A 24803-nucleotide genomic window follows, 5' to 3' on the forward strand; every position below is an offset into this window, starting at 1 on the left:
GATCGAGTCCATGACCGAACGCCCCCGGGACTTCCTGCACCTGGTCGAGGCCCCGGAGGTCGCCACGGCCTCCGGCGCCGACCTGACGCTGCCCGTCGTCCTGAGCGTGGACGACACCTGCACACCGCCGGACGTGATGGGCATGCTCGCGCTGCGTCCGTTCGCGGCGGGCGAGCAGCCGTGCGCGCGGACCCGTTCGCTCGACCACGTCAAGCCGGACGCGCCGCTGCTCCCGTCGGCGGCGACGGTGCTGCGCTCCTACGGCGACGACGAGCGCACGTCGGTGCTGGCCGAGGGCGAGGGCTGGACGCTGGTGTCGCACCGGTGGAAGACGGGCCGGGCGCACGTGCTCGTCAACGCGGTGTCGGCGGAACTGGCCGACGCGGTGCTGGACGAGTGCGCCGACGACGCCACCGACCCGCCGAAGACCGACGACACCAACATCGAGATGGGCTTCTGGCGGCTCGGCACGCACGGGCCGCTGCGCACCGAGCGCGCCATCGCGGCCGACCCGTGGGCGGAGATCCGCCGGAACTACACGGCGCCGGTCGTCGCCGGGCTCGACGAGGTCATGGCGGTGCGCCCCGACGACGTCCAGGGCCGCCTGCTCCTGCTGCACGGCCCGCCCGGCACCGGCAAGACGACGGCGCTGCGCGCGCTGGCGCGGGCGTGGGGCGCGTGGTGCCGCGCGGACTGCGTCCTCGACCCCGAGTCGCTGTTCGGCAACACCAACTACCTGATGGGCGTGGCGCTCGGCGACCACGACGACGACGAGCACCGCTGGCGGCTGCTCATCCTGGAGGACTGCGACGAGCTGATCCGGGGCGAGGCCAAGCAGTCGACGGGCCAGGCGCTGTCGCGGCTGCTGAACCTGACCGACGGGATGCTCGGGCAGGGCCAGAAGGTGCTCGTGGCGATCACGACCAACGAGGACCTGGCGCGGCTGCATCCGGCGGTGGTGCGTCCGGGCCGCTGCCTGGCGCAGATCGAGGTGGGACGGCTGACGGCGCAGGAGTCGCGGACGTGGCTGGACGGCGCGGCGCCGGACGCGGCGCTGGACGCCGACGGCGCGACGCTGGCCGAGCTGGTCGCGCTGCGGCGCGGTGAGCGGCGCAAGGTCCCGGCTCCGGCGGGCACGGCCACCGGGTTCTACCTGTAGGGGCCGCTACGTAGGGGCACGTACTCAGGGGAAGTCAGTGTTTTCCCCGATGTGCGGGCCGTCCGCGGCGCGGGATGCTTCTCGTGTCGGTCACGGCAGGGCCTCCCGGTTCTCCTCTGCGGGGTGGACGAACCGTCAGGACCCTGCCGGGCCGGCGCACAACGGACCGGGGCTGTGCTGCATCGGGGGATGCGCAGCTCCGGTTCATCTTTTCCCGGCGGGCGTGAACAGGCGCCGGTAGACGGCGCGCAGCCCGGCCATGTCCTCGACGGGCTCGGCGAACGCGATGCGCAGGTCGGCGGTGCGGGGCTCGCCGCCGGGGATGGCGCAGCGGACCCACATGCCGTGCCGGTCCAGGCCGAGCGGGCGGATGTCGGGGTCCTTGCCGGCCAGGCGCGGCAGCAGCGCCCGCAGCTCGTCGCGGTGGCAGCCGTCCAGGTGGGCGAGGACGCCGGCCTCGATGGCGACGAACGGGTCGGGCGACGCGGCGGCGTAGTCCTCGGGTTCGAGGGTGTCGCCGCCCCAGGCGTCGTCGATCTCGATCTGCGCGATGTCGAGGCTGAGCAGCGTCCAGGCGCCGTCCTCGTGGCCGGGGCGGCCGAGGTCGAGCAGTTCGGGACGCGGGTGCAGCCGGGACAGCCGGATGGCGGCGGCGCGCCGCTCGTCCTCGGGGACCTGGGAGATCCAGCCGTGCAGCCAGGCGCGGCCGCGGACGCGGTCGGGGAAGGCGACGGGCGCGACGTCGGAGATGCGCAGCGTGGCGGGCAGGTCCTCGTTGCCGACGAGGGCGGCGACGACGGGGGACGCGGTGGGCATGAGCAGCAGCGGGACGCCGTCGTCGCCGGTGATGTGGGCGGGGACGGGCGCGTAGGGCACGCCGGGGGTGACGAGCACGCCGTCGGCGACGCCGTAGGCGAGGGTGCGGGCGCGTTCGGCCGGGGTGGGGCGGTTCGCCGCCTGCTCGGTGTCGGCCACCAGGATCTCCTCGGGTTCGTTATAGGTTAGGCTTGCCTAACTAAGGTTTACCTAACCACTTGAGGAGGGTCATGAACAACCCCCGGCCCAAGGTGCGGCTGTCCCGGGCGCTCGGCATCCCGCTGACGCCCAAGAGCGTGAAGTACTTCGAGGCGCGCCCCTACCCGCCCGGCGTGCACGGCCGCGCCCGCAAGACCGAGTCGGACTACAAGGTGCGGCTGCGCGAGAAGCAGCGCCTGCGCGCGCAGTACAACATCCGCGAGGTGCAGCTCCGCAACGCGTTCGACAAGGCCGCCAAGGTCGAGGGGAAGACCGGCGAGGCGCTGATCATCGACCTGGAGCGCCGGCTGGACGCGCTCGTCCTGCGCGCCGGCTTCGCCCGGACGATCTACCAGGCGCGCCAGTTCGTCGTGCACCGGCACGTCCTGGTCAACGGCCGCCGGGTGGACCGTCCGTCGTACCGGCTCCGCGAGGGCGACGTCATCACGATCGCCGAGCGCAGCCGGAGCATGGTGCCGTTCCAGGTCGCCGCGACGGGGACGCACGCCGAGAACGTCCCGGGCTACCTGGAGTCGCGTCCCGAGGCGTTCGTCGCCCGCCTCGTCCGCCTTCCCGAGCGCAAGGAGATCCCCGTGATCTGCGACGAGCAGCTCGTCGTGGAGTACTACTCGCGGTGACCCGGTTCCGGGGGTCTGGACAGGGGTGCGCCTCCATCGGTTAGCATCAACCTAGCGATTGCTTGGCTAGGTCACCGATGGAGGCCACCGCAATGATCGAATTCCACCCCATGACGCGGAACATCGGCGCGGAGGTCACCGGCGTCGAGCTGCGCGAACCGCTCGACGCCGAACAGATCCAGCGGATTCGCGACGGGCTCCTGGAGCACCTGGTGCTGTTCTTCCGCGACCAGGAGATCACCGACGAGCAGCACGTCGTCTTCGCCAAGCAGTTCGGCACCGCGAACCTGCCGCCCATGGACACCTCGGGCAGCCCCGTCCACGTCCTGGACCAGACCGACCCCAAGGGCGAGGGCGGCGACCAGTGGCACAGCGACAACACGTTCATGACGCGCCCGCCCATGGGCTCGCTGCTGCGCGCCGTCCTCCTGCCGGGCGTCGGCGGCGACACCCTGTGGGCCAACATGTACCTGGCCTACGACTCGCTCGCGCCCTGGCTCCAGCGGCTCGCCGACGAGCTGTACGCCGAGCACGACCTGACGATGTCGGTCACCAAGGCCATCGACAAGGGCCACCGGATCGACCTGCGGGAACTCCAGGAGAAGAACCCGCCCGTCGTGCACCCGGTCGTCCGGGTCCATCCCGAGACGGGACGCAAGGCGCTGTACGTGAACCGCTCGTCGGTCACCCGGCTCATCGGCCTGTCCCGCCGCGAGAACGAGGCGCTGCTGCCGCTGCTGTTCGACGCCGTCCGCGACCCGCAGTTCCAGGTCCGCCTCAAGTGGCGCGTCGGCACCCTCGCGTTCTGGGACAATCGGCCCACGCAGCACTATGCCGTGGCGGACTACACCCAGCGCCGCAAGATGCACCGTGTCACCGTCAACTGCCCCGACGCCGTCGACGACGGCGTCCCCAAGGGCGTCGACGGCGTCACCGGCCACGACGCCCCGGCCGAGGCCGCCGCCGCCCGCTACCTGTGACGCGCTAGGGCAACGCGCCGAGGTCGGCGCGGGCGGCGGCGCGCAGGGTCGTCAGCGACGCGACGAGCGCGGCGCGCTCTTCAGCGGTGAGCGGACCGGCGAAATGACGGGTCAGGGTCTCCTCGTGGACGACCAGCGCCTCGTCCAGCTTGGCCTGCCCGGCCTCGGTCAGCTCGACGTGCTGACGGCGGCGGTCGGACGGCGGCCGGACCCGGCGGACCAGGCCCCCCGCCTCCATCCGGTCGATGAGCCGCGTCATGCCGCCGCTCGTCAGGATCAGCTCGTCCGCCAGATCGCCCATCGACGGGCACCGCTCGCCGCGCGGCGACAGCCGCAGCAGCACCTCGAACGCCGCGTGCCGCAGCCCGCAGCGCCGCTCCAGCTCCCGCGCGGCCAGCCGCTCCAGCAGCGCCGCCGCGCCCAGCAGCGCGCCGAACTCGCGCACGACGTCACCCGCGCCCTCGTGCCCCACGGCCGACCACCCCTCCCCTGCGACCGGCGGGGGCTCAGTCCTTCGGCTTCTCGCCTACCGTCGCGGACGGGGACGGGTTCGGGATCGCGGGCAGTCCCCCGCCGCCCGTCTGCGTCTGGTCATTCTGGCCGGACGCGTACTGGCGCGTCACCTTCCACGAGCCGTCGATCTTGGCGAGGGCGAGCCGGATGAGGTTGGCGGGCACCTCCGTCGTGCCCGTCTTGCCGTCGCCGCCCTGGATGTCCACCTGGACGACCGCCGTCGCGAACCGCTCGTTGACGTCGCCCACGAACGCCTGCACGGCCTTGGACGAGATCGCCGCCTGCGACTTGTCCTGGTCGAACAGCTTCACCAGGTTCGGCACGGTCGTCTGCCGGTACTGCTCCAGCAGGTCGCCCGCCATCAGCGCCTCGGCCTTGGCGATCTGCGCGCGGTAGGTGCCCGCGCTGTAGTTCACCGCGACGTTCCCGTACGCCAGCGCGACCTTCTCCACCTCGCCGCGCGCGTCCCGCTCGGACGCGGCCGAACTCGCCCGCTGCCACTGCCACAGCGCCAGCGACGCCAGCAGCGCCACCACGACGACGATCGCGACGGCGGCGGGGACGGCGAGGCCGAACACCGTCCGGGACGGCGGCTCGGGCTCGGGCCTGCTCCTGGGCTTGGGGCGCGGTTTCGGCGCGGCGGCGACGGGCTCGGGCTCCGCGTCGTCCTCGTCCTCGACGACCTCGGCGGGCTTGGCGGCCTTGGCCTTGGCCTTGGCGGCGGGCTTGGCGGGCGCGGCCTCCTCGGCGTCCAGCGCGTCCAGGACCTCTTCCAGGTCATCGTCGTCGTCCTCGATGACCTCGATGACCCGCACCCGCCGCTTGCGCTTGGCGGGCGCGGCCTTCGGGGCGGCCTCCGCCGTCTCGGCGTCCTGCTCGGCCGCGACCTCCTCCGCCGGGGTGTCGTCCCCGGCGGCGTCCCGCGTGGTCTTGGCTGTCACTGTCGCACTCCTCGGGGTGGGTAGGTCAGTCCTTCGTCCCGCGCCGCCGGCGCCGGGACGGACGCGCGCGCCGCGCGAACGCGGGCACCGAACCCGTGACGATCCGGTACAGCACCGCGAGGGCGAGCACCGGGGGAACGAACATTAGCCAACGGGGCGGACCCGTAGAAGTCCCCTCGGACTCATTGTTGGCGGCCGGTTTCGCGTTGAGCTGCGCGTCCCGCCCGATCGACGGGTCGTGCGTCGGGATCGTCGCGCCGGGGTCCTTGGCCCGGTACGGCTTCTGCGGGCCGACGGCCGGGTCGCGCCCGCCCGGGCAGGTGAGCTTCTTGTTCACCCCCGGCTGGGCCAGCGGGTACTTGTACTCCAGCGCCGCCGTCCGCGTCAGCGTGATCTGGAAGACGACGTTCAGCACCGGCTTGCCGCCCTCCTCACCGATGACGTCGCGCAGGACGGTGTTCAGCTCCGGCGCGGCGCGCAGCACCCGGCGCAGGTCGGTCAGGTAGTCGGGGTTGCGGGCGCCGAGCCTGACGTCGCCGAGCGACGCGATCGTGCACTCGAAGTCGGGCCCGGTCTTGTCGAACAGCGTGTTGACGGTCCGCAGGAGGCCCGGCCCCCGGTCGCGGAGTTCGGCCAGCTCCCCGCGCACCTGCGCGAGCGCGGCGGTCAGCGCGGCGACGTTGTCGATGCCCGCGCCGAGGCTGCCCCGGTTCTCGTTGAGGACGCCGGTGATGCGGCCGAAGTCCTTGGTGAGGCCGTCGAGCAGCTCGCTGTTCTCCGCGAGGGTGGCGGTGAGCTGGTCGCCGCCGTCGATGATCTGCCGCAGCGAGCCCTCGCGCCCGCTCCAGCCCTCGGCCAGCTCGTGCACGAGCACCTTGGCGTCGTCGGGGTCGATCGCCTTGAGCGACTGGACGACGGCGCCGAACAGGTCGCCGTACTTGGGCGGCACCGTCGTCCGCTCGACGGGGATGCGCTCGCCGGGCCGCATCGGCGCCGCGCTCGCCTGGCCCGGCGCGGGGGTCAGCTCCACGACGGGCTCGCCGACGGCCGACTTGCGGGCCGCCGCCGCGTGCACGCCGCGCGGCACCTCGACGTCCTTGTCGATGTCGAGTTTCACGACCACCTTGTCGCCCGCCAGCCGCACCGAGTCGATCTTGCCGATGCGCAGCCCGAGGTAGTCGACCTCGAAGCCCGGGTGCAGACCCGGCGAGGACGCGAACTCGACGCTGATGTTGTACGGGCGGGTGAAGAGGTCGAAGCGGATGACGTTCGTCAGCGCCCACGCGACCATGAGCGCGGCCAGGGCGCCGAACACCACGAGGTTGATCGTCACGCGTTTGGTCATCTGGCCTGCTCCAGCATGCGCGCCAGGTCGGGGAAGGCCCGGCGGATCTCCTCGGGCAGCCGCACGCCGCCGCCCGGAGGCGGTGCGGGCGGCTCGTCCTTCTTCTCCTCGGTGGGCTTCTCCGTGCTCTTCTTCGGCTTCGCGGGGTTCTGAGCGGACTTCGGATCACGGCCGGGAACGTTCTGTCCGGGGATGAGCGGACTTCCGTCCGGCCAGGTGAGGCGAAGGATGGGATACAGCAGGATCTGCCCGTCCCAGGTCGCCTTGGGCAGCTTGTCGCTGAAGGTGACGAGCCCCTCGACGAGCCCGGTGAGCCGCCGCCGGTTGCTCCCGAGCTGCGCCAGCACGGGGTCCAGGTCGCTGAGCAGCGTGCGGAACCGCACGACCCGTCCCTCCAGCACCTTGTCGTTCAGCTCCCGCGACATCTTCGTCAGCTCCTCGACCGCGTCGAGGATCTTGGTCTTGTTCTGCCGGAGCAGCCGCGTCGCCCGCTCCAGCTCGCCCGGCGCGCGGCTCAGCTCGCCCGAGCCGTTCGCCAGCGACCGGCCCAGCCTGGCGAAGTCGTCCACGGCCTGCCCGAGCTTGCGGCGCTCGTCGGCGAAGAGGCGCAGCAGGTCGGCCGACTTGGCGATCGTGGAGTTCAGCCGCTCCCCGTTGCCGTCCAGCGCCGCCGCGCCCGCGTTGACGACGGTCGCGACGTCGTCGCCCGCCAGCGCCTGGAGCAGCGGCCCCGCCTGCCCGACGACCTGCTCGAACGCCGGCTGCACGCTCGTGTCGGTGATCGCCGCGTTGTCCGCCAGGAACGGCCCGGTGTCCAGCCGCCCGCCCGGCGGCAGCACCAGGTCCACGTAGTTCTCGCCCAGCAGCGACGTCACCTTGATCTCGGCGCGGGTGCCGCGCGGCAGCCGGACGTCGTCCTGGATCGACAGCGTCGCCTTCGCCTTGTACCCGGGCGCCAGCTCGATCTTGGCGACGCTGCCGACGTTGACGTCCGACATCTTCACCGCGTGCCCGGCGACGAGGCCCTGCGCGTCGTCGAACGTCGCGGTGAGCGTCAGGTCGCCCTTGGGGGCGCCCGCCGTCCGCAGCGAGCAGCCCGGCACGGCCAGCACGGCGGTGAGCGCCAGGATCAGGAGCCGTCGTCTCACGGCCGGCCTCCCTCAGGGAACGGTTTCCACGGGCAGTTGGAGTTCGGCGCGGGCAGCGGGCAGTTGACCGCGTCGGTGCCCAGCAGGCCCTTCAGCCAGGTGCGCAGGAACGCGTCGGTGGCGAAGCGGAGCTGGAGCGACTTGGTGTCGGGGTTGAAGCCGCCGATGAACGCGTCGCTGATGCCCGGCAGGACGTCGATGAGCTGCGCCAGCTCCTTCGCGTTGCCCTTCAGCGTCAGCGCGACCTTCGTCAGGACCATCAGGTCGTAGGGGAGCTGCCCCTCGTAGCGGTCGATGAGCTTGCCGCCGTTCTTCGACAGCTCCAGCACCCCGGAGATGAGCTGCTGGATCTCGCCGCGCTCGGCGCTCAGCACCCGGCTCGCCTCGCCGAAGTCGCGGATGACCTGGCCGAGGACCTGCTCGCGTCCCCGGACGACCCCGGCGAGCCGGTCCAGGTTCTGCGCGACCTCCATCAGCTCCCGGTCCTGCCCGGCGATGTTCTCCACCAGCCGCGCGCTCTGCTCCAGCGTCGCGTTGAACGTCCTCCCGTTGCCGTTGAGCGTCCCGGCGGCGTCCCCGAGCGCGTCGTTGACCTTCGTCGGGTCGAGCGCGTTGGCCAGGTTGGTGAAGGACGACAGCGCGTCGTCCACCTCGACGGGCACGTGCGTGCGCTCGATCGGGATGCGGTCGCCGGTGAAGCGCGCGTCGCCGGGCTTCCACGCCGGGTGCAGCACCAGGTTGCGCTCCCCCACCAGGTTCAGCGGGACGACCGACGCGTGCACCTTCTCCGGCAGCGGCACCTCCCGGTCGATGTGGAACCGGACCAGGATGCGGTCGCCGCGGCTCTCCACGCTGTCGACGAGCCCGACGTCGGCGCCCATCACCTTGACCTTCGACTCCTTGTAGAAGGAGCGGGCCTTGGGCAGTTCGACGGTGAGCGTCCGGGTGCCCGGCGACGACCCCACCGAGCAGCCTCCCAGCGACGTCGCCATCGCCAGCCCCAGCGCGGCGATCACGCAGGTCCGGAGCCGCATCAGTTGCCTCCCCGGGCGTCGGCGGGCGGACGGCGGGTCGAGATCGGGCCCGGCGGCTGGAGCGGGCCGAGACCCGTCAGCAACCCCTCGATCCACGGTCCGTTTCCCTTCAAGGTCGCGATCTGCTGGAATGTCGGGCCGAGCAGCGAGAAGTTCGTGTTCAGCGCGTCCATGTTCGGCGCGAGCCGCGTCGTCAGCAGGTGCAGGTTCTCCAGCAGCGTGTCGATCTGCTTCTGGTTGCGGGAGATCGTGTTCGACAGCGTCCGCACGGTCCGGTTGCCGTCCCCGATCGTGGCGGCCAGCTCGTTGCGGCGCTGCACGAGCGTGTTCAGCAGCACCTGGCTGGAGGTGATGATCTGGCGGAGTTCCTCGTCCTTGGCGGCCAGCGTCCCGGTGATCGACTTGCTGCTCTCGATGAGCCGCTGGATCTGCGGCATCGAGTCGTTCAGCGTCCGGGACACGTCCTGCACGTTGGTGAGGATGCGGTTGAGCTTGGCCGCGCTCGGTGACTCCAGCTTCCCCACCTGCACGAGCAGCTTGTCGATGCTCTTCTGGTCGAGCCGCCCGACGATGTTCTGCGCGCCCTCCAGCGCCTCGGGCACCGTGAACGGCACCGACGTCCGGTCGAGCGGGACGCGGCGCCGGTTCTCCCCGACATCGGCCATGTAGGGGCGCGCGACCGGGCCCGACAGCCGCAGGTACCGGCCGCCGAGCAGGGTCGTCGTCTGGATCTCCGCGCGGGTCTGCGGGCCGAGGTCGATCCCGGCGTTCATGTGCCAGGTCACGATGACCCGGCCGCGCCGGAAGTCGGGTTCGACGCCGGTGATCCGGCCCGCCTTGACGCCCGCGACGCGGACGTCCTGGCCCTTCTTGATCCCGGCGGTGTCGGTGAACTCGCCGGTCATCGTGTAGCCGCGGTCGAACAGCCGGAGCTGGCCGACGGCGAACGCGAACACGCAGGCGGCGCCGAGCGCGGCCAGCGTGACGATCGCGACCGTCTTGCGGTTGGCGTCGTTGAGGGACTTCAGCGCCATCACTTGCCTCCCGTCAGCATCGCCTTGAGCCTGGTCAGCTCGTCCGGGGTGGGGGCGTTGCTCTTGGGCGCCTCGCCGGGCGCGGCGGGCAGGTGCATCGGGAACGGGCACGGGCCCTGGACGAGGTTGAGGCACAGCGCGTTGGTGCGCAGGAAGTGGCCGCCGTTGGCGGCGGCGAAGAGCTGCCGCAGCGTCACCGGCAGGTTCTGCACCATCTGTTCGAGCTTGTCGACGTTGAGGCGGAACGTCGTGCTGAACTTGCCGAGGTTGTCGATGATGCGGGACAGCTCGGCGTCCCGGCCGCCGAGCACCTGGTTGAGGTTGCGGGTGACGCCGCCGATCTCCACGACGGCGTTCTCCAGCAGCTTGTGGTTGTTCGCGAACACCTGGGCGAGGTCAGCGAGGTTGTCCACGCTCGCGGCGATCTGCCGGTCGCGGGTGGCGACGGCGGAACTGACCGTCTCGTAGTCGTCGATCATCCGCGCGATCGTCGCCCGCCGCGCTCCGAGCGTCTGGAGCAGCAGGTCCAGATGGTTCGTCATCTGGCCGATGTTCTGCTCGTTGCCGTCGAGCGCCTGGGTGAACGTGAAGAGGATCTTGTTGATCTGGTCGGGGTCGAGGTTGCGCGTCAGCGGGCCGAGGCTGTTCACGACCGCGCCGAGGTCGACCACCGACCGCGTGTGCGGGACGCGCGCGCCGTCGCCCATCATCGCCGTCTCCCGCCCCGGCTCCAGGTAGACGACCCGCTGCCCCATCACGTTGCGCCAGCGGATCGCCGCCGTCGAGTCGCGCGGCAGCCGGACGTCCCGGTCGACCCTCATCTCCACGACCGCCTTGCCGCGCACCACCTCGATCGCCTCGACGCGGCCCACCGGCGTGCCGGCCACCTTGACGATGTCGCCCTCCAGCAGGCCGGTCACGTCGTCGAACGTCGCCGTCAGCCGGTACCGGTCGGCGAAGCTCGCGCCGAGGATCTGCTGGCCGATGAAGAACGTCAGCAGCCCGGTCAGCGCGACGAACACGCCGAACTTCCCCATCACCGACCACTGCGGGCCCCGCCCGGTCCTGCTCATGGGTTCGCCTTCCCGCGGGGGTTCTCCGGAATCGGGCCGCACAGGTCGATCAGCGTCTTGCAGATGTCCAGCGGCAGCGTGTTGAGCGCCTGCGCGAGCTGCGTGCCCTGCGGGCCGGGGGTGCGGATGATGGCGGCCAGCAGGTTGAAGAAGCCGTTCAGGCCGTCGATCAGCACCGGGATGTTGCGGCGCTCCCCGGCCAGCACCGCGACCGCGCCGCCCGCGCCGTCGATGAGCGAGCCGATGTCCTCGCCGCGCCGGTTCAGCGTGCCGCCGACCGTCCCGGCCAGGCGCGAGCCCTCGTCCAGGAGCTGGGACACCTTGTCGGGACGCTCATAGACGACCGGCGCGAGCCGGTTGAAGTCCGACACCGTCCGGTTGAAGGCGTCGCCGTGCGCGGCGAGCGTGCCGGACACGCCCGTCACGTCGTTCAGCAGGCCGCGCAGGACGCCCCGGTTGGCGTGCGTGCCGTCCACGACCGTGCTCAGGTTGCGGAACGTCCGGTTCAGCGCGGGGCCCTTGCCGTTCAGGCCGGACGCGAACGTGTGCAGCAGCGTCGCGACCTCGTCGGGGTTGATCGCCCGGGTCAGCCGGTAGGCGGGCCAGGCGGTGTCGGACAGGTCCTCGGGGCCCTTGGTCCTCGTGATCGTCGCGCCGTCCGGCAGGTAAGGGCCGGACGTCTCGCCGGTGCCGAGGTCGAGCGCGATGTCCTTCGGGCCGAACACCGACACCGGCTCGACGGTCGCGCTCGTCGTCCGGGCCAGCCGCACGCCCTCGTCCAGGCGCAGCCGGACCGCGACGCGGCCGTCCCTGTTCAGGCGGACCCCGTCGACCGTCCCGACCGTGATGCCGCGGATCTTCACGTCCGACTTGCCGGGGTCGAGGCCCTGACCGGCGCGCGGGAACGTCGCGTCGTAGTAGGTGGAGCCGCCGTGCGACGGGGTGGAGCCGAGCGCCACCAGCGTCGCCGCCGCCGCGATCACGCCGATGCCCGCCAGCCCGAACGTCAGGCGCGAGCGTGCCGAGAGGGATTCGTCGCTCATCCGGTCAACCTCACCGTGCTGCCGTGACCCCAGAAGATGTAGGAGAGCACCAGGTTCATCAGGATCATCAGGATCGTGGACTCGCGGATCGCGCGGCCCGCCGCGACGCCGACGCCCACCGGGCCGCCCGCCGCGTAGTAGCCGCGGTAGCAGTGGACGAACATGATGATGAAGGCGAACACCGCCACCTTGATGACGCTGTAGAACACGTCGATCGGCGGCAGGTAGAGATGGAAGTAGTAGTCGTAGATGCCCGGTGAGAGACCGAAGTACTGGATCGTGATGAACCGGGTCGCGAAGAACGCCATGAACAGCGACACCAGGTACAGCGGCACCAGCGCGATCACCCCGGCCGCCACGCGCGTGCAGACGAGGTAGGCCAGCGAGTTGATGCCCATGACCTCCAGCGCGTCGATCTCCTCGGAGATGCGCATCGCGCCGATCTCGGCCGTGAAGCCCGTCCCGACCTGGGCGACGAGCGCGACGCCCGCGATGATCGGCGTCACCTCGCGCACGTTGGAGTAGCTGGCCACCAGCCCGGTGAACGCCTCGGCGCCGATCCGCTCCAGCCCCGGATAGCCCTGGAGGCCGACCATCGCGCCGGTCGCCAGCGACATCGTCGCGATCACGAAGATCATGCCGCCGCCGATGACGAGCGCGCCGACGCCGACCGTGATGTCGCTGACCTGCTTGGCGAGCGTCCTGCCGTACTTGCGCCGCAGGATGATGTCGAAGAACAGGTGGTACAGCACCCGGCCGAGGAACACCGGGAGCTGGAGCGAATCCGACCAGCCGGCCGTGCGGTGCCGCACCGCCCGGCCGATCCTGCGCACAGGAGAGATCGCGACCATTCAGAACCTCGGGGGAAAGAGGACCTGGTAGATCATGGTGAGCACGTAGTTCGCCGTGAACACCACGATCGAGGTGACCACCACCGCCTTGTTCACCGCGCGGCCCACGCCCACCGGCCCGTAGTCGCAGTTCATGCCCATGTAGCAGGCGACCGCGGCGGCGATGAAGCCGAAGACCCACGCCTTGAACAGCGTGATGACCAGGTCCGGGAACTGGAGCAGGGTGGTGGCGCCGTCGAAGAACGCGCCCGGGCTCACCCCCTGCTGGATGACGTTGAAGTAGTAACCCCCCATGACGCCCGCGAGGATCACCACCGAGCACAGCAGCGCCGAGACGGTGCTCGCCGCCCACAGGCGCGGGGTGACCAGCCGGTGGATGGGGTTGATGCCCATGACCTCCATCGCCGACAGCTCGTCGCGGATGTTGCGGGCGCCCATGTCGGACGTGATCGCCGACCCGCCGACGCCGGAGACCAGCAGCGCGGCGGCCAGCGGCGCCACCTGCTGGATCATCGCGGCGACGAGCAGCGCGCCGGTGCCGCTCTGCGCGCCGAGCTGGCGGGCGATGTCGCCGACCTGGAGGGAGATCGTGGCGCCGAGCGGCACCGCGATGAGCATGACCGGGACGCTCGTCACGCGGGCGAGGAACCAGCACTGCTCGACGAACTCGCCCCACCACTGGCGGACGTCCCAGGTGCGGCGCAGCCCCTCCAGGAGGGTCACGCACAGCAGGCCGGTCTCGTCCAGGGCCGTCGAGACACGCCTGCGCGCGAGGTCGGGCGCCCGGCCGAGGCTGAGCGCCATCAGCCGGAGACCTCGCCCTCGGGGGTGGTGTGCAGGGTCACGCGGCCTCCCACAGCGGGCACGTCTGTGATCTGGAGCACGCACTCTATTGGAAACATGTCTAAAAAGCGAGTACTTACCTCAGCTTTTGGCACCGGTTAACATCGACCGGTGCACACCCCCGCTCAACGACCGACGCCCCCCGAGGTCACGGCCGCCGAGCCGGCCGGAGACCCGTTGTTCGAGGGCATCCACGACCGGTGGGAGGGGCAGGGCCTGCCCGGCGACCCCTGGCCGTTCCTGGCCATGTGCTCGATCGGGCGGCTGCACCACATGATGAAGAAGGCCCTGGAAGGCCACCTCAAAGAGCACGGGCTCACCCGTACCGGCTACTTCCTGCTCACCACGCTCGCACTGACCGGAACCGGGCGCGCCCGGCTGACGACGCTCAGCCGGATGCTGATGATGCACCCCACGTCGGTGACGCTCACCGTCGACCAGCTCCGCCGGGCCGGGCTCGTCACCCGGACCCCGCACCCGCGCGACCGGCGTGCCGCGCTCGTCCAGATCACCGACGCCGGACGCGACGTCACCCGCGCCGTCAATGCCGCGCTGGAGGCCCCCGGCGGGCCGCTCGCCGCGCTGGACGGCCACCACCGCGAGATCTTCGAGGCGCTCCAGCCCGCCCGCCTCGGACTCGGCGACGACGAGCTGTGAACCGCCCCGGAGCCGCGCCGCGTACCCTCGCCTGAACCACGGACCGCCCCGGGATGAGGCACCCTACTGTCATGCCGAAGAGCGAACCAGGCCGCCGACGCGAGCCCGGCAGGCGCCGCAAGGGCGGCCCGCCCCTCGCGGACGCGCCGCGGACGCCCCCGCCCCCGGCCGACCCGTACCTGACGAGCACGTACGGCCCGCGCCCCTACGAGTCCGGCGAGCACCCCGCCGAACCGCCGCCGCGCCGGTCGCGGCTGCGCCTGGCCGGGAAGGTCCTCACCCACAACGTGACGATCGGCGTCGTCGGCCTCGCCGCCGTCGCGGGCGGCGTCGTCCTGCTGGAGCCCGAGTCGCTCGGCGGCCACGACACCCGCCCGGACGCGTCCGTCCGGGACCTGTCGGCCAACGACATGATCGCGCAGATCACCGTCCCCGACATGGACCCGATCTCCGCCAACGCCGTCGCGCTGGCCAAGCAGCGCGCTCACGTGGAGCACGAGCGCGAGATGAAACGCCTGGAGGAACAGGCGAAGAAGGACGCCGCCGCCCGCAAGAAGCTGGCGGAGCAGCGGGAGCGCGAGCGCATCGCCCGCTCCAACCCCTCATCCGCGCAGAACAAGGCGTACGGCCGCAAAATGGCCGCCCTGCGCGGCTGGGACCGCTGCTGGCCCTCCCTGGAGCAGCTCTGGACGCGCGAGTCGAACTGGAACGAACGCGCGGAGAACCCCTCCAGCGGCGCCTACGGCATCCCCCAGGCCCTCCCGGCCTCCAAGCTCGCGTCAGCGGGCTCCGACTGGCGCACCAGCTCCCCGACCCAGATCGCCTGGGGCCTCGGCTACATCAAGGCCCGCTACAAGGACCCCTGCGGCGCCTGGACCTTCTGGCAACGCAACCACTGGTACTGACCGTTTTGCCATATTTGCGCCCTATTTGGCGCTTTAGTGGCCCATAAGCGTACGCAACCTCGGAAGTAGCCAATTTGCACAAAGGTCGCGGGCGCGGCAGACTCTGGATGGCGCGATCCTCCGACCCGGAAACCGGCGACGGGCGCGCGTCCTCTCTCCAGCTCCCCGCCCCGGAGGCTCCGGACCACTCGCAGCATCCGCGCCGCAGGCGCATTCCAACGATCATCGCGAAGATCATCGGACGGGATTTCCCGTCCGCGCGCGATGATCGGGAAAAGCGGAAGGGCCGCCCATCTCGCAGCTGGGCCTAATCAGTACGCGAGACGACGGCCCTCCCTGTGCCCTTTGATCCACTTCGCAGCAGAAAGGACACGTTGTGGAGCCTGTGGACCAGGCTGCCCTGAAGCTTATTCGACAGGGCGACAATGTTCCAATCGACCCTCGCCCGCACCCGATGACCGGCCTCGCGAACCTGCCGTCTCCGACACCGGCCCAGACCGCGGCCGTCCTCGTCGGCATCTCGTTGATGCTGCTCGTGGCGGGCATCGTCTACATCGCGGTGCGGACGCACCGCTCGGGCGAGACGTTCGACGACCGGCTCGCGCTGATCAACGTCCTCGTCTCCGCGCTCCCCTGGCATCGCGGCGGCGAATCCGAACGGCAGGACAGCGCGCGTCGACCACCGGCAAGCGACCCACGCGACGAGCCCGGATCTCCCGCGAAGGAGGAACCGGGCACGTCCGGCGGCCATCAACGCGGGGCATCTCCGTGACGCCGTGAACCCCGGTGGCCGGGCGGTCCGCCGTCCGGCCACCGGGTCCGTCCCCTCGATTTCGGTGACCGTCCCCGGAGACCGCGATGCCCCCTCCCTCCTGCCACATCGACGGCTGCGAGCGGCCCGTCTGCTTCACCGCCCGCGTCGAGCCGTCCGCGTCCGCGCACAACCGCGACGCGTGCGGGCTGCACCTGGCCGACGTCGTCCAGGACGTCGTGAACGAGCAGGCCCGCCGCGCCCCGCTCTCGTCCGCGCAGGTCGTCGTCTACGCCATCGAGCCGCGGCACCACCCGGCCGACCGCCCGCCCGAGGCGTTCGACGGCCACCTGGTCGGCATCGTGCCGGTACCGACGTGTTCCGGGTGAAGCGCCGGAATCGCGTGCGGTCGATCGTGGCATCGTGTGCCATTTTGCGGCGATCAATGCGAACCCGTTGCCGGGCGGCCTTTCTCCTCTCGATACTGGGCGGCGACGACACGCCGTCAGCGAGGGTGGACCGCATGGCATTCCAGCTCGGCCTCTTCTCCCCCAACACCGAATCGGGTCTCGCCATCACCAACGCGCCGGAACGATGGCGCGCGACCTGGGACAACAATCTGCGGCTCGCCCGGATCGCCGACGAGGCGGGCATCGACTTCCTGCTTCCCGTCGCGCGCTGGATCGACTGGGGGAAAGAGACCGAGTTCCATCGCAGCGCGCTCGATCCGCTCGTCTGGGCGTCCGGGCTGCTGGCGCAGACGCGGCGAATCCGCATCTTCACGACACTGCACACGGCCTTTCACCATCCGGTCGTCGCGGCCAAACAGCTCGCCACCGTCGATCACCTCAGCGGCGGGCGGGCGGGCCTGAACATCGTCGCGGGATGGCACGCCCCCGAATACGAGATGTTCGGGCTGAACCTGCCCTCCGACCACGACACCCGGTACGCGCTCGCGCAGGAGTGGTGGGACGTCGTCCGGCGGCTGTGGACCGAGCCGGACCCGTTCGACGTCGACGGCCGGTTCTTCCAGCTCCGGCACGTCGTCGGGGCGCCGAAGCCGCTCAGCGGGCACATCCCCACGATCAACGCCGGATCGTCGCCGCAGGGGCGGAGCTTCGCGGCCCGCAACGCCGACCGCGCGTTCACCGTCGTCGGCGGCCCGGACGACGGCGCCGGCGTCGTCTCCGCGATCCGCGCCGAGGCCGCCGGGCACGGACGCGAGGTCGGCGTCTTCACGCTCGGGCACGTCGTGTGCCGCCCGACGCGGGACGAGGCGCGGGCCCGGCTGGCCTACTATGCCGACGAGCAGGCCGACTGGCCCGCCGTGGAGGAGGTCATGCGCCTGCAAGGGCTGCACGCGCAGTCGTTCACGCCCGAGATGCTCGCCGTCCACCGCGACCGGTTCGCCGCCGGGCACGGGAGCTGCCCGCTCGTCGGCGACCCCGACGACGTCGCCGACGCCCTGGCCGCGTTCGCCGCGGCGGGATTCGACGGCATCGCGCTGTCGTTCCTCGACTACGCCGACGAGCTCGGCTACTTCGCGGCCGAGGTCGTCCCCCGGCTCGCCGCGCGGGGCGTCCCGACCGGCCCGGCGGCGGTGGCGGGCCCGTGACGGACGCACTGCTCGGCGCGCACCGGCGGATCGCCAGCACCGACATCGACGCGCTGCACGACGCCGTCGAACCCCTCGCCGTCGGCCACGACCTGATCCACCGGACGCCCGGCGGGAGGCTCGACGGCGCCGTGCACGGGCTCACCGTCGGGTCCGTCAACCTGGTGTGGGTGCGGTACGGGGGCGACGGCGTGGTGGTGGAGACCCCGCCGACCGGCGGCGAGTTCGCGATGTGCGCGCCGATCGCCCCGATGGGCGTCCGGTACGCGCGGCGGCCGGGCCAGGAGACGGCGGAGGGCAGTCTCGTCCTGTCCCACGACGAGACGATGCGCATGACGCCCGACCCGGAGCGCGGCTGCCTCGTCATCGCCACGTCCACCGGGCACCTCGCCGACCACCTGTCCCGGTATCTCGGCGACGACGAGAGCCCGCCGCCGCTGCGCTTCTACGGCGTCAAAGGTCCGCCCGTGCTGGGCGAGGAGGTCGTGGAGCACACCTGGCGGTACGTGTGCGCGACGCTCGACGCCACCGCCGGGGACGGCCTCCACCCGCTGGCGGCGCGCTCGCTGGAGGACGCGCTGCTGACCGCGCTGCTCCTCGGCCTCCCGCACACCGCCACGCCCCGCCTCGTCCGCACGCCGGGACGCACGCCGCCGCAGGTCGCCGAACGGCTCCGCGAGTGGGTGCACGCCCACCACGACGGGCCGATCGGCGTGGCCGACATGGCGCGGGCGGTGAACGTCAGCGTGCGGCAGGTCCAGGTCGTCTGCCAGGAGACCTGGGGCGTGACGCCGACCCAGTTGCTGCGGGGCATCCGGCTCGACCGGGCGCGGGCGCGGCTGCTGGCGGCCACGCCCGCCGCCGGGATCATCAGCGCCGTCGCGCAGTCGTGCGGGTACGTCCATATGAGCCGCTTCGCCGTCCATTACCGGCAGCGGTTCGGCGAGACGCCGCGCGCGACGCTCCAGCGATCTAGCCGACCGGGGTGATGGGGAGGGGGGCGCGCAGGTCGCGGCGGAGTTCCTTGGGCAGGGAGAAGTGGACCTTCTCCTTGACGGACTCGACCTCGGTGACGTCGGCGTAGCCGCGCTCGGCGAGCCAGGCCAGGACGCCCTGGACCAGGACGTCCGGGACGGACGCGCCGCTGGTGACGCCGACGGTGGTGACGCCGTCGAGCCAGGACTCGTCGATCTCGTCGGCGTAGTCGACCAGGTGGGACGCGGCTGCGCCGTGCTCCAGCGCGACCTCGACGAGGCGCACCGAGTTGGACGAGTTCCGGGAGCCGACCACGATGACCAGGTCGGAGTCGGCGGCCATCTCCTTCACCGCGACCTGGCGGTTCTGGGTGGCGTAGCAGATGTCGTCCGAGGGCGGGTCGGTCAGGTGCGGGAAGCGCTCGCGCAGCTTGGCGACGGTCTCCAGGGTCTCGCTGACCGACAGCGTGGTCTGCGAGAGCCAGGCGACGCGCTCGGGGTCGCGGACCTGGACGTTGGCGACGTCGTCGGGGCCGTCGACCAGGTGGATGTGGTCGGGCGCCTCACCGCTCGTCCCGATGACCTCTTCGTGCCCTTCGTGCCCGATGAGCAGGATGTCGTAGTCGTCCTTGGCGAACCGGACGGCCTCCTTGTGCACCTTGGTGACCAGCGGGCAGGTCGCGTCGATCGTCCGCAGATCGAGCCCGGCGGCCTCCTCGTGCACGACCGGCGCCACGCCGTGCGCGGAGAACACCACGATGGCGCCCTTGGGCACCTCCTCGGTCTCCTCCACGAAGATGGCGCCCTTCTCCTCCAGGGTCTTCACCACGTGGACGTTGTGCACGATCTGCTTGCGCACGTAGATCGGCGCCCCGTACTTCTCCAGGGCCACCTCGACGGCCTCGACGGCACGGTCGACACCGGCGCAGTAACCACGCGGCTTGGCGAGCAGGACACGGCGCTGGTCGTTGGAGGTCATGCGCCCATGGTACGAGCCGTCCCGGCCTACCGCACCGTGCGCCATCGGTGGCCCCGGAGCCGCAAGCACCGGGCAAAGCTCAGGTGAAGCCCGCAAAGTGTGACCCACCGCACCCCGTTCCCGGCCAGAAATCCCTTGACCCGGGGTGACCCTCCTCGCACCGATGGGGCAGAGTTGAAGACGAACCTACGGTGCCCCGAACGATGCCGGTCCGGTGTCCGGCCGGAACGCGACGGAAGGAAGACGATGACGAGATCGCCGCGCCGCCTCAAGCAGCAGGTCCAGGACACGGTGGGCGAGCAGGTCCGCGATCTTCCGCTGCACGCCGTCCGGCTCGCCATGTTCGGCGTGGGCAGGGCCCTGCTGCTGAGCGACCGCGTCACCCGCGACTACAAGGAGATCACCGAGGGCGGCGGTGTGCGTCCCGTCCTCGGGCGGCTCCGCACCGACGTGCAGTCCACCGCCGGCAAGGTCGTCACCGGCGTGACCGAGCGCGTGCGCGGGCCCGAGGAGCGCGTCGAGGAGCCGCCGAAGCCGCGTCCGGCGCCGCGCCGCGCGCCCGTCCGGCCCGAGGCGACCCGGCCCGAGCCCGGCGACCGGGAGATCGCGGTCGGCAAGCCCGCCCCGAGCCCGAAGCCCGCCGCGCGCCCGCGTCCCGCCCCCGCCCCGGTGCCCGAGCCCGAGCCGACGCCGCAGGAGGTCTTCGAGCCCAAGGCGGAGAACAAGCCCGCCGCTCCGGCCGAGGCCGCGTCCCTCGCCGCCAAGCTGCCCGTCCCCGACTACGACGCCGCGACGCTGCCGCAGCTCCGCGCCCGGCTGCGCGGGCTCTCGTCCGAGCAGGTCAAGCTGCTGCGCGAGTACGAGAGCAAGCACGCGGCCCGTCCGGACGTGCTGAGGATGTACGAGAACCGGATTCTGAAGCTCAACGGCCAGTCCTGACGTGGCGGCGAGGCGGCGGGCGGTCCCAGCGCGGGCCGCCCGCCGCTTTTCTATGCGGGCGCCGGTTCCGGGCGAACGTCGGCGTCCACCCGGGCCAGCGCGCCGAGGTGGTGGCGGCGCGCGGCCAGCAGCGCCGTCGCGACCAGGCAGGACGCCGCGCCGACCAGGTACGGCACCGCGTCGCTCAGTTCCCCGGCGAGCCGGGTGGCGGCGAACGGCGCCGGCGCGCCGCCCGTCCAGCGGACGAAGTTGTAGCCCGCCGACGCGACCGGGCGCGGGTGCGCGGACACCTCCATCGCGGCCTCGGTGAACGCCGTGTTGTTCATGCCGATCGGCACGCCGGACAGGATCGCGAAGACGACGACGCCCGCGCCGCCGGCGGCGGCCAGCCCGACGCCACCGCCACCAGCACGCCCCAGCCGAAGAACACCAGGCCGATGCCGTGCGCGTCCATGCCGAGGATGAACGGGGTGAACGCCAGGATCGTGAAGAACGCGTAGTTGCAGAAGAGCGCGGTGAAGGCCGTCGTGGCGAGGCCGCCGTGCCGCAGCGCCTTCAGCGGCGCGGTGATGCCCGTGGGCGTGGCGGGCTTCGGCGTCGGGCGCAGCAGCGTCGCGATCAGGACGAAGCCCACCGCCATCAGCGCGGCCGTGCCGAAGAACGGGTAGCGCCGGCTCGCGTCCCCGAGCAGCGCGCCGACCAGCGGGCCGAGCGAGATGCCGAGCCCGAGCGCCGCCTCGTAGAGGATGATCGCGGACTCCGTCCCGCCACTCGCCGCCCCGACGATCACCGCCAGCGCGGTCGCGACGAACAGCGCGTTCCCGAGCCCCCAACCGGCCCGGAATCCGACGAGCTCCCCCACGCTGCCCGACGTCCCCGCGAGCCCGGCGAACAGGACGACGATGCCGAGGCCGAGCAGCAGCGTCCGTTCTCCGCCGATCCGGCTCGACACCCAGCCGGTTCCGAGCATCGCCACGGCCGTGATGAGGAAGTAGCTGGTGAACAGCAGCGACACCTGGCTCGCCGACGCTTCCAGGTGCACGGCGATGGCGGGCAGGATCGGATCGACCAGACCGATCCCCATGAACGCGACGACCGCGGCGAACGCCGTCGCCCACACCGCCACCGGCTGCCGGAGGATGCCACCGGCGGCCGCTCCGGGCGGCGCGGCACGGGAAGGGACGCGAACCGCGCGGAGCCAGGCCCTTTCCGGCGGTCGGCCGGTGGCGGTCAGGGTCCGTGGAAGAGGCGGTCGAGCGCGGGCAGCGCCGCCTCCAGGGCGGCGCGCTCCTCGTCCGGGAGCGCGCCGATCCGGGCCGCGAGGATCGCGGTGCGGCGATCACGCGCGGTGCGCAGGCCCGTCCCGCCCCGCTCGGTCAGCTCGACGGTGACGACCCGGGCGTCCGAGGCGTCCCGGCCCCGGCGGATCAGGCCGTCGCGCTCCAGCCGCTTGACGAGCGCGGTCATCGTCGGCAGCCGCACGCCGTGCTCGTCCGCCAGCTCGGTCATCCGGCGCCCGCCCCGCTCCAGCGACCCGAGGACCGCGAGCTGCTGCGTCGTGATCTCCTCGTCGGCCGTGAGCCTGCGCAGCAGCAGCACCACGCCCCGCAGCCGCAGGCCGAGCTGCTCCGCCAGCGCCCGGTCGCGCGCACCCGCGCCATCTCCCATACGCCGACACCCTACGGCCCGCCCCACCCGCGGCGGACCCCCCGTCACTTGCGCCGGAGCAGCAGCAGGCCCGACGCCAGCACCGCGACCGCCGTCGCGGCGTGCACGCCGAGCGCCCGGGCGACGGAGCCGTCGTGCGCCAGGACCGTCAGGGCGTCGCCCGCCGGGATCGTCGCGAACGCGAGCATCACCCAGCCGAGCGCCCGGTGCTGCCGCGCCGCCAGCAGGGCGAGCACGGCCAGGCCCGTCCCGGCGTCGCGCAGGCCCTTGAGCGTCAGGAACGCGGCGGCGTCACCGGTCGGCCACGCGGGCAGGCCGAACCCCGCCGCCGTCGCCTCCGGCGCCGCGAGGTAGCTCGCGCCGACGTAGAGGATGCCGACGCCGGTCAGCGCGGCCAGGACGCGGCCGACGCGGGACACGCGCTCGTCGGTGCGCACCCGGCGGACCCGGCGCGCGTGCAGCGGCCGTCCGACGGCGTTCCAGGCCCAGCGGACGGGGGCGGGCAGCCCGCCCAGGAACGCGGCGCGCTCCTCCGGCGTGGCGTCCTCCAGGACGATGCCGAGGAACAGCGGCGCCCGGTGCCGGGCGGAGCGGGCGAAGTGCTCGCCCTGCGCGTTCCACTCGGCGGCGGTCAGGTGGCGCTCCGCGATGGGGAGGAGGTTGGCCTCCTCGTCGTCCAGGTGCTCGGCCAGCACCGCGCGGTGCTCGTCGAGGGCGGCGACCAGGGCGGCGCTCCCGGCCTTGTCACCGCGCCAGCCCGCCGCCTTCTCGCGGACGGTCGCGATCGTCGCGGCGACGCGTTCGTGCTGCTCCTCCATGCGCAGCACCACGTCGGAGTCCAGGTCGACGCGGGCGAGGAGCAGCGGCCAGATCAGCTCGTCCTCGCCCGTGTGGTGGTGGTGCAGGCCGATCAGGTAGTCCCGCAGGTGCTTGGACAGCACCCGCGCCCGGCGCGCGTCGCCGTCGCGCACCGCTCCGATCTGCTCGGCGAGCACCCGCGCCTCCCGGCGCAGGCCCCGGTGGATGACGACCATGGAGTGCGTGTCGGGCCGATCCGCTTTCGCGGCGCCTGACGGGGATGCGAGGTGGTTCGCGGCGGACGTCGTTGCTTCGTTGGTGTTCATGCCCTTCACGATGGAGGGTGCCGATTGGAGGCGACCTGGACGGCACTTGGAGGCCACTTGGGGTGACATACGATGATCGTCACCATGGTGGTGATCGGGGTGCTCGGCGCGTTCCAAGCCGAGCGGAACGGCAGGCCGCTGGCCCTGGGCGGGCCGCGGCAGCGCGCGGTGCTGGGCGTCCTGGCGGCGGCGCGCGGGCGGACGGTCTCCGTCGACCGCCTCATCGAGGACCTGTGGCACGGCGCGCCGCCCGCGCGGGCGCTCACGTCCCTGCACGCCTACGTCTCGAACCTGCGCCGGCTCCTGGAACCCGACCGTCCGGCACGCACGCCCGCCCGCGTCCTGGTGAGCGTCCCGCCCGGCTACGCGCTGCGTCTGCCGTCCGACGCCGTCGACGCCTGGCGCTTCGAGGACCTGCTCACCGAGGCGCGGGCGGCGGCGCCCGCGCAGGCCCTGCGTCTGCTGTCCGACGCCCTGGCCCTCTGGCGCGGCGACCCGTACGCCGAAGCCGCCGACGAGCCCTGGTCCCGCGCGGAGATCACCCGCCTGACCGAGCTCCACTGGGCGGCCCGCGAACTCCGCGCCACCGCCCTCCTCGCCACCGGCGACACCACCACCGCCACCGTCGAGGCCGCCCGCCTCACCCAGGACGCCCCCTTCCGCGAGGAACCCTGGCGCCTCCACGCCCTGGCCCTCTGGCGCTCCTCCCGCCAGGCCGACGCCCTCACCACCCTCCGCCAGGCCCGCACCACCCTCACCACCCACCTGGCCCTGGACCCCTCCCCGACCCTCACCACCCTCGAATCCGCAATCCTCAACCAAACCCCCGACACCTTCCCCCCAATCCCAACCACCCCCCACCCGCCCAACAACACAGCCCCGAACACGAGCACGAGCACAGACCCAAAAACACCCCCAAACGAGACCAAGGCCACGAACACGAGCGCAGGCACGAGCACGAGCACGAGCACGAGCACGAGCACGAGCACGAGCGCGGGCGCGGGCGTGAGCGCGGGTGCGGGCACGGGCACGGGCACGGACGCGAGCGCGGGCGCGGGCACGAGCGCAGGCACGGGCACGAGCGCAGGCACGGACGCGAGCGCAGGCACGGACGCGAGCGCAGGCACGGACGCGAGCGCAGGCACGGACGCGAGCGCGGGCACGGGCACGAGCCCAGGCGCGAGCACGACCGCGGGCATGGGCATGGGCATGAGCGCGGGCTCGGGCACGGGCACGAGCCCAGGCGCGAGCACGGGCATGGGCACGAGCGCGGGCGCGGGCACGAGCCCAGGCGCGAGCACGGGCATGGGCACGAGCGCGGGCACGGGCACGGGCACGGGCACGGGCGCGAGCACGGGCATGGGCACGAGCGCGGGCACGGGCACGGGCACGGGCCAAGGCACGGGCACGAACATGAGCACGAACACAGGCGCGGGCACAGGCGCGGGCGTGGGCGTGGGTGGGAGTGCGGGGGCGGGGTTGGGGGCGTCCGGTGTGGGGGCGGGCGTGTCGGGGGGTGGGCTTTTCGTTGGGCGGGAGCGCGAGCTGGCCGCGTTGGGGGACGTGGCGGGGCGG

At 72.3% G+C, this 24803-nt stretch carries 27 protein-coding genes; 11 read left to right on the plus strand and 16 right to left on the minus strand.

Annotated features, from left to right (window positions below; all coding sequences use genetic code 11):
* Positions 1-10 precede the first annotated feature (10 nt).
* A complete protein-coding gene (locus tag C229_RS0127035) occupies positions 11-1159 on the plus strand; it encodes a DUF5925 domain-containing protein (protein WP_051109150.1) in 1149 nt (382 codons plus the stop codon).
* Positions 1160-1363: 204 nt separating this feature from the next.
* On the opposite strand, the gene C229_RS0127040 is transcribed toward C229_RS0127035, so the two are convergent.
* Positions 1364-2134: a DUF2470 domain-containing protein gene (locus C229_RS0127040; RefSeq protein ID WP_018658259.1), complete on the minus strand. Its 771-nt coding sequence runs from the start codon at positions 2132-2134 to the stop codon at positions 1364-1366.
* A 71-nt stretch (positions 2135-2205) separates the two neighbouring features.
* On the opposite strand from C229_RS0127040, the gene rpsD reads away from it, so the two are divergent.
* Together rpsD and C229_RS0127050 are read left to right on the plus strand one after the other, a co-directional pair.
* Positions 2206-2811 carry a 30S ribosomal protein S4 gene (gene rpsD / locus C229_RS0127045; RefSeq protein ID WP_018658260.1) on the plus strand — a complete coding sequence of 202 codons (606 nt, stop codon included), beginning with the start codon at positions 2206-2208 and terminating at the stop codon, positions 2809-2811.
* A 92-nt stretch (positions 2812-2903) separates the two neighbouring features.
* On the plus strand, positions 2904-3791 hold the full coding sequence (locus C229_RS0127050) for a TauD/TfdA dioxygenase family protein (RefSeq protein ID WP_018658261.1): 888 nt from the start codon (positions 2904-2906) through the stop codon (positions 3789-3791).
* Positions 3792-3795: 4 nt separating this feature from the next.
* Here the strand turns inward: C229_RS0127050 and C229_RS0127055 are convergent, their stop codons facing one another.
* From C229_RS0127055 to C229_RS0127100, 10 genes are read right to left on the minus strand one after another with little or no spacing between them, the layout of a single operon-like run.
* Positions 3796-4263 (minus strand): MarR family winged helix-turn-helix transcriptional regulator, encoded by a 468-nt coding sequence (locus C229_RS0127055; protein WP_018658262.1) that lies wholly within the window; start codon positions 4261-4263, stop codon positions 3796-3798.
* A 34-nt stretch (positions 4264-4297) separates the two neighbouring features.
* On the minus strand, positions 4298-5245 hold the full coding sequence (locus C229_RS0127060) for a hypothetical protein (protein ID WP_026314195.1): 948 nt from the start codon (positions 5243-5245) through the stop codon (positions 4298-4300).
* A 25-nt stretch (positions 5246-5270) separates the two neighbouring features.
* Entirely contained in the window at positions 5271-6590 is a 1320-nt protein-coding gene (locus C229_RS0127065) for an MCE family protein (RefSeq protein ID WP_018658263.1), read from the minus strand.
* Positions 6587-7738, minus strand: coding sequence for an MCE family protein (locus C229_RS0127070; RefSeq protein WP_018658264.1), 1152 nt, complete (start codon positions 7736-7738; stop codon positions 6587-6589). The genes C229_RS0127065 and C229_RS0127070 overlap by 4 nt, the downstream gene beginning before the upstream one ends.
* Positions 7735-8772: an MCE family protein gene (locus tag C229_RS0127075; protein ID WP_018658265.1), complete on the minus strand. Its 1038-nt coding sequence runs from the start codon at positions 8770-8772 to the stop codon at positions 7735-7737. The genes C229_RS0127070 and C229_RS0127075 overlap by 4 nt, the downstream gene beginning before the upstream one ends.
* The gene (locus C229_RS0127080) at positions 8772-9806 is read right to left on the minus strand and encodes an MlaD family protein (protein ID WP_018658266.1); all 1035 of its coding nucleotides are present in this window, start codon (positions 9804-9806) and stop codon (positions 8772-8774) included. The genes C229_RS0127075 and C229_RS0127080 overlap by 1 nt, the downstream gene beginning before the upstream one ends.
* The gene (locus C229_RS0127085) at positions 9806-10879 is read right to left on the minus strand and encodes an MCE family protein (protein WP_026314196.1); all 1074 of its coding nucleotides are present in this window, start codon (positions 10877-10879) and stop codon (positions 9806-9808) included. The genes C229_RS0127080 and C229_RS0127085 overlap by 1 nt, the downstream gene beginning before the upstream one ends.
* A complete protein-coding gene (locus C229_RS0127090; RefSeq protein WP_018658268.1) occupies positions 10876-11922 on the minus strand; it encodes an MlaD family protein in 1047 nt (348 codons plus the stop codon). Before C229_RS0127090 ends, C229_RS0127085 begins: the two co-directional genes overlap by 4 nt.
* Entirely contained in the window at positions 11919-12773 is an 855-nt protein-coding gene (locus C229_RS0127095) for an MlaE family ABC transporter permease (protein ID WP_026314197.1), read from the minus strand. Before C229_RS0127095 ends, C229_RS0127090 begins: the two co-directional genes overlap by 4 nt.
* Positions 12774-13577 (minus strand): MlaE family ABC transporter permease, encoded by an 804-nt coding sequence (locus C229_RS0127100; RefSeq protein WP_018658270.1) that lies wholly within the window; start codon positions 13575-13577, stop codon positions 12774-12776.
* A 150-nt stretch (positions 13578-13727) separates the two neighbouring features.
* Between C229_RS0127100 and C229_RS0127105 the strand changes: the two genes are divergently transcribed.
* The 6 genes from C229_RS0127105 (at position 13728) to C229_RS33225 (ending at position 18533) form a co-directional block, all read left to right on the plus strand.
* Complete coding sequence (locus tag C229_RS0127105) at positions 13728-14273, plus strand: MarR family winged helix-turn-helix transcriptional regulator (protein ID WP_026314198.1); 546 nt, start codon at positions 13728-13730, stop codon at positions 14271-14273.
* 71 nt (positions 14274-14344) lie between these two features.
* Entirely contained in the window at positions 14345-15178 is an 834-nt protein-coding gene (locus C229_RS35620; protein WP_018658272.1) for an aggregation-promoting factor C-terminal-like domain-containing protein, read from the plus strand.
* 376 nt (positions 15179-15554) lie between these two features.
* Positions 15555-15950 carry a hypothetical protein gene (locus C229_RS0127115; protein WP_155885075.1) on the plus strand — a complete coding sequence of 132 codons (396 nt, stop codon included), beginning with the start codon at positions 15555-15557 and terminating at the stop codon, positions 15948-15950.
* Between the two features lie 86 nt (positions 15951-16036).
* Entirely contained in the window at positions 16037-16318 is a 282-nt protein-coding gene (locus C229_RS0127120) for a hypothetical protein (RefSeq protein ID WP_018658274.1), read from the plus strand.
* Positions 16319-16452: 134 nt separating this feature from the next.
* A complete protein-coding gene (locus C229_RS0127125) occupies positions 16453-17544 on the plus strand; it encodes an LLM class flavin-dependent oxidoreductase (protein ID WP_018658275.1) in 1092 nt (363 codons plus the stop codon).
* Positions 17541-18533, plus strand: a complete 993-nt coding sequence (locus tag C229_RS33225; protein WP_018658276.1) for an AraC family transcriptional regulator — start codon at positions 17541-17543, stop codon at positions 18531-18533. Before C229_RS0127125 ends, C229_RS33225 begins: the two co-directional genes overlap by 4 nt.
* On the opposite strand, the gene C229_RS0127135 is transcribed toward C229_RS33225, so the two are convergent.
* On the minus strand, positions 18517-19497 hold the full coding sequence (locus C229_RS0127135) for a 4-hydroxy-3-methylbut-2-enyl diphosphate reductase (RefSeq protein ID WP_018658277.1): 981 nt from the start codon (positions 19495-19497) through the stop codon (positions 18517-18519). The two genes, C229_RS33225 and C229_RS0127135, sit on opposite strands and share 17 nt — an antisense overlap.
* A 246-nt stretch (positions 19498-19743) precedes the next feature.
* On the opposite strand from C229_RS0127135, the gene C229_RS0127140 reads away from it, so the two are divergent.
* Positions 19744-20436 carry a hypothetical protein gene (locus C229_RS0127140; protein ID WP_026314199.1) on the plus strand — a complete coding sequence of 231 codons (693 nt, stop codon included), beginning with the start codon at positions 19744-19746 and terminating at the stop codon, positions 20434-20436.
* A 50-nt stretch (positions 20437-20486) separates the two neighbouring features.
* Here C229_RS0127140 and C229_RS35625 read toward each other — a convergent pair whose 3' ends face one another.
* The 4 genes from C229_RS35625 to C229_RS0127155 form a co-directional block, all read right to left on the minus strand.
* On the minus strand, positions 20487-20774 hold the full coding sequence (locus tag C229_RS35625; protein WP_018658278.1) for a hypothetical protein: 288 nt from the start codon (positions 20772-20774) through the stop codon (positions 20487-20489).
* The gene (locus C229_RS32400; RefSeq protein WP_018658279.1) at positions 20759-21562 is read right to left on the minus strand and encodes an MFS transporter; all 804 of its coding nucleotides are present in this window, start codon (positions 21560-21562) and stop codon (positions 20759-20761) included. Before C229_RS32400 ends, C229_RS35625 begins: the two co-directional genes overlap by 16 nt.
* 104 nt (positions 21563-21666) lie before the next feature.
* Positions 21667-22104: a MarR family winged helix-turn-helix transcriptional regulator gene (locus C229_RS0127150; RefSeq protein WP_018658280.1), complete on the minus strand. Its 438-nt coding sequence runs from the start codon at positions 22102-22104 to the stop codon at positions 21667-21669.
* Positions 22105-22148: 44 nt separating this feature from the next.
* Complete coding sequence (locus C229_RS0127155) at positions 22149-23228, minus strand: DUF4267 domain-containing protein (RefSeq protein ID WP_155885076.1); 1080 nt, start codon at positions 23226-23228, stop codon at positions 22149-22151.
* A 72-nt stretch (positions 23229-23300) separates the two neighbouring features.
* On the opposite strand from C229_RS0127155, the gene C229_RS35135 reads away from it, so the two are divergent.
* On the plus strand, positions 23301-24803 hold a 1503-nt coding region (locus tag C229_RS35135; protein WP_026314200.1), incomplete at its 3' end, for an AfsR/SARP family transcriptional regulator.

It is taken from the genome of Actinomadura flavalba DSM 45200, from assembly GCF_000374305.1.
Classification (GTDB): Bacteria; Actinomycetota; Actinomycetes; order Streptosporangiales; family Streptosporangiaceae; genus Spirillospora; species Spirillospora flavalba.

Bases quoted from the DNA above. Each gene is read 5' to 3' on its own strand.
- C229_RS0127035 (WP_051109150.1), top strand. From the start codon at position 11: ATGACCGAACGCCCCCGGGACTTCCTGCACCTGGTCGAGGCCCCGGAG.
- rpsD (WP_018658260.1), top strand. From the start codon at position 2,206: ATGAACAACCCCCGGCCCAAGGTGCGGCTGTCCCGGGCGCTCGGCATC.
- C229_RS0127050 (WP_018658261.1), top strand. From the start codon at position 2,904: ATGATCGAATTCCACCCCATGACGCGGAACATCGGCGCGGAGGTCACC.
- C229_RS0127065 (WP_018658263.1), bottom strand. From the start codon at position 6,590: ATGACCAAACGCGTGACGATCAACCTCGTGGTGTTCGGCGCCCTGGCC.
- C229_RS0127075 (WP_018658265.1), bottom strand. From the start codon at position 8,772: ATGCGGCTCCGGACCTGCGTGATCGCCGCGCTGGGGCTGGCGATGGCG.
- C229_RS0127080 (WP_018658266.1), bottom strand. From the start codon at position 9,806: ATGGCGCTGAAGTCCCTCAACGACGCCAACCGCAAGACGGTCGCGATC.
- C229_RS0127085 (WP_026314196.1), bottom strand. From the start codon at position 10,879: ATGAGCAGGACCGGGCGGGGCCCGCAGTGGTCGGTGATGGGGAAGTTC.
- C229_RS0127090 (WP_018658268.1), bottom strand. From the start codon at position 11,922: ATGAGCGACGAATCCCTCTCGGCACGCTCGCGCCTGACGTTCGGGCTG.
- C229_RS0127095 (WP_026314197.1), bottom strand. From the start codon at position 12,773: ATGGTCGCGATCTCTCCTGTGCGCAGGATCGGCCGGGCGGTGCGGCAC.
- C229_RS0127100 (WP_018658270.1), bottom strand. From the start codon at position 13,577: ATGGCGCTCAGCCTCGGCCGGGCGCCCGACCTCGCGCGCAGGCGTGTC.
- C229_RS35620 (WP_018658272.1), top strand. From the start codon at position 14,345: ATGCCGAAGAGCGAACCAGGCCGCCGACGCGAGCCCGGCAGGCGCCGC.
- C229_RS0127120 (WP_018658274.1), top strand. From the start codon at position 16,037: ATGCCCCCTCCCTCCTGCCACATCGACGGCTGCGAGCGGCCCGTCTGC.
- C229_RS0127125 (WP_018658275.1), top strand. From the start codon at position 16,453: ATGGCATTCCAGCTCGGCCTCTTCTCCCCCAACACCGAATCGGGTCTC.
- C229_RS0127135 (WP_018658277.1), bottom strand. From the start codon at position 19,497: ATGACCTCCAACGACCAGCGCCGTGTCCTGCTCGCCAAGCCGCGTGGT.
- C229_RS0127140 (WP_026314199.1), top strand. From the start codon at position 19,744: ATGACGAGATCGCCGCGCCGCCTCAAGCAGCAGGTCCAGGACACGGTG.
- C229_RS0127150 (WP_018658280.1), bottom strand. From the start codon at position 22,104: ATGGGAGATGGCGCGGGTGCGCGCGACCGGGCGCTGGCGGAGCAGCTC.
- C229_RS0127155 (WP_155885076.1), bottom strand. From the start codon at position 23,228: ATGAACACCAACGAAGCAACGACGTCCGCCGCGAACCACCTCGCATCC.